The 2,628-nt window shown below is 45.5% G+C and carries 2 protein-coding genes and 1 pseudogene; all 3 read right to left on the bottom strand.

What is annotated here, in order from left to right:
- Positions 1 to 479: pseudogene (locus JK211_RS16615) on the bottom strand (hypothetical protein); the annotation flags it as partial.
- Positions 480 to 1,202: 723 nt separating this feature from the next.
- A complete protein-coding gene (locus tag JK211_RS16620; RefSeq protein WP_212709727.1) occupies positions 1,203 to 1,607 on the bottom strand; it encodes a DUF1778 domain-containing protein in 405 nt (134 codons plus the stop codon).
- Between the two features lie 667 nt (positions 1,608 to 2,274).
- The coding region (locus JK211_RS16625) for a hypothetical protein (RefSeq protein ID WP_212709728.1) at positions 2,275 to 2,628 on the bottom strand (354 nt) is incomplete at its 5' end.

Consider the following 2,628-nt stretch of genomic DNA (forward strand, 5'->3'; position numbering starts at 1 on the left):
CATGGTGCCCCTGAATACTTTGGATCTTTATAGTATGCGTAATTCATAGCGCCAACAACGTTATTCCCGCAGGCACTACGATACTTATGTATTCTACTATAGTGGAAAAAATGTGCAGCATATTCTCCACCAGTCCCTAAGTATCGTAGATCAGCGAACCAGCTAGCTAGCGAATTTGAGCCCACATGCTCACCGCTTTTTTTATCGACTATCAACCATTCTATACTTAAATTATTAGCTGATTGTTCAGTAACATGGCTTAGGAAAATTTCGTTATTTATGGCTTTTTGATATAGTGCCTGATATGTCACTATTGGGTACTCATCCCCTGCGAAAAATGCAATGTAATCGGATTCTTCACCAGTGAAGTACACATATTTATTTATGCAGTGATCATTCAGGCATAGGAAACTACCCTCGCATGCCCACTTACTGTCACAAGCAACAAAGTCTTGGGCTGAGTAAATTACAGTTGTCATTATAATTATCTTATAGAACAGTTAGTTGGGTTATACATTACTGATAGATGATTTTCTATAAGAAAAGATAAAACTATCTAGTAAGTGTTTTAGCTCTGGTAAAAACATATCTTTTAATAAAATTCAGGCATAAAAAACCTAATGCCCCCGTGGTGGGTATATAAAAAACACGGGGAGCGTAGCGACCATCGGTCAGCTCTTTTCTTGTGTCTCTCACCCTGCAAAAGGTTTGATTGTGTGGGAGCAGTGTCAGACGTTGGCAATCACACTGTTCCGCTTACTGCTGCCTTAGATGCTCGTTTTATCAGGTGCCAGTTATCGTACTGCGAGACGGGGTAGAGCCTAACTCTTTCGCGGTTAAGTTACGTATCCACCAATTGCCTGTTTATCCTGCCGGAGTCCGGGGCGTAGACCTGAGCGTCTAAGGTGCAGATATGATTTTAATGTCGTTGAATGGTATTAAGCTGGTAGTGACATGGCTAGCCAGCCCTGCTAAGATTTGATTGTCTAGGTCTAATCTGTAGCAGGTATCTGCGAGAATTAGAGTACTAAAGCCCTGTGATTCTGTCACGGGGCTTTTGTACATTTAGCGCCCGAGAATCAAAAACATCCCTTTCGAATGCCCTTAACGCTCGCCGCAGAAGCAAACTTGTTTGCGCCGAGGAAGCGGAATTTTATAACTCCCGTTAATGTTTCTGCTTACGCACGGCATTGGTATTTTTTCTATCCCTTGACCCTCATCAGCTCCGTGATTAAGCAGCCCAGCACCGACCCTGCTATGCAGAACATCGTCATCAGTACGATATCGAGCAGCCTGTTGCGTCGTAAAACTTTTAGCCGGCTTTCCATCTCAGAGACCAGCCTGTTCTGCGCGTTAATCAGCTGGTCCATCAGTTTGGTATGTCGTGACTGAAAATTACTGATCCGTTCTTCGGCTTTGCTTACGTCTGTTTGCAGTTCAGCGAGCTTTTCTTTTGCCGAATCCACAACACTTTCCTCTTGGCTGTGTGCCAGTGTCTTGCGCACAAATTCGGTCAGTGTCTTGTGTTCATGGTCAGCACGAGCTTCGAGTTTCCGTTTCAGTTCTGGGCTGATACGTAGGCTCAGGATGGCTGTCTTCTCTGTCATGGATGTTTACGCTGTAATTCATACGGTATACGCCTTATACCATCAGGGTTGCGGACGTAAAGTGGCTGATTTTCTGTAAACACGAGAAACGTGCCCGTAAAAAAGTGAGGCACGTTACCGATGTTTACACGGGGGAAATCCCCCGTTACAAATCGTCCGCGCCAAAGGGTGCCCCTTTGAAACCCAAAACCGGTAAGGCCTGATAGATCCGGAGGACTAAATTACGGGACAGGATATAGTTTGTAGCACCGCCACCACGGTGACGGACTCCAAACACCTGGTCATGGCTGCGCCCCGACACCCTGCCAACGCCTCACGAACCGGCAATAAATTGCCCGCCCGTTCACCGTTTTGTAATTGATGATCGTGCCTGCTTTTAGGCTGTTGATTCTCTTTGCGGGACGAAATCAGGCATCAGTCATGCAGATGCATAACGATTCATAGGCTCAGAATTCATCTGTGCCATTCTGAGACGTTTTGAGGGGGTAAGACGTAGTATTTTAGGGATTACGCCTCAGAATGGCTCTGAGGGCGTTTGAGCGGTGCGCGTAAGAGGGCGTTATGGTAAATGCAGGTGATGTATAAACCATGATGTGGGCGGTAATTCCCGATCGTTCACCGCAGCCAGTTTCAGAAAAAGGGAGTACAACGCCCTGCAAGGACGTTGTTATAACGTGCTTAAGAGTCTAAGCATTGATACCGCCGAAGATACTGTCACTTTAGGTGCTGAGTCAGATGGAGTAGTCTTTAGGGCTGGCAAAGGGGTTCTCCGATCTTCTGCTGGTGACCGTTTAGCAACGATTGGTAACTCGATAATGGCATTTTCGCGATTGTCGCTCATATCCAATTCGCCTAATCGACTGATTAGTACATCTCTGTACATGTGGTGGTTATTATCAACTGAATTGTTGATAGGGTGTTTAGGGTTCCATGATTTTAAGGTGCATGGTGCCCCTGAATACTTTGGATCTTTATAGTATGCGTAATTCATAGCGCCAACAACGTTATTCCCGCAGGCACT

This window comes from Tatumella sp. JGM130, assembly GCF_018257525.1.
Taxonomy (GTDB): domain Bacteria; phylum Pseudomonadota; class Gammaproteobacteria; order Enterobacterales; family Enterobacteriaceae; genus Tatumella; species Tatumella punctata.

Excerpts from the sequence above, each read along its gene's own strand:
- JK211_RS16620 (WP_212709727.1), bottom strand. The coding sequence starts at position 1,607 with ATGACAGAGAAGACAGCCATCCTGAGCCTACGTATCAGCCCAGAACTG.